This window comes from Vibrio sp. 10N.222.48.A3 (assembly GCF_041475345.1).
Taxonomy (GTDB): Bacteria; Pseudomonadota; Gammaproteobacteria; order Enterobacterales; family Vibrionaceae; genus Vibrio; species Vibrio tasmaniensis_A.
In genome coordinates this window covers 1-486 of record NZ_JBFRVX010000685.1, presented here as the reverse complement: position 1 = coordinate 486, position 486 = coordinate 1, and the positions used below count along the sequence as shown (strand labels likewise).

1 protein-coding gene is annotated in these 486 nt (G+C 44.7%); it reads left to right on the top strand.

Annotated features, from left to right (window positions below):
* A partial coding sequence (locus AB4653_RS18375; protein WP_372104933.1) for a class I tRNA ligase family protein occupies positions 1–486 on the top strand: 486 nt, incomplete at both ends.

The window sequence follows — 486 nt, the reverse complement described above, 5'->3', positions numbered from 1 at the left end:
GTCACTGTCTGTTGAAGACCGTGCAAACATGGAATTCTCTCTAGCAGACAAGTGGATTGAATCTCAGTTTGAAGTTGCAGCGAAAGAGTTTAATGCTCACCTAGACAACTACCGTCTAGACATGGCAGCAAATACGCTTTACGAATTCATCTGGAACCAATTCTGTGACTGGTACCTAGAGCTAACTAAACCTGTTCTTTGGAAAGGTACTGAAGCTCAACAACAAGCGACTCGTTACACACTTATCACGGTTCTTGAGAAGACTCTACGTCTTGCTCACCCTGTTCTTCCTTACATCACTGAATCTATCTGGCAAAGCGTTAAGCCGCTAGTAGACGGCGTTGAAGGCGAGACCATCATGACTCAAGCGCTTCCTCAGTTTAATGAAGCTAACTTCAATGCTGAGATCGTTGACGACATCGAATGGGTTAAAACTTTCATCACAGCTATCCGTAACCTACGTGCGGAATACGACATTGCACCAAG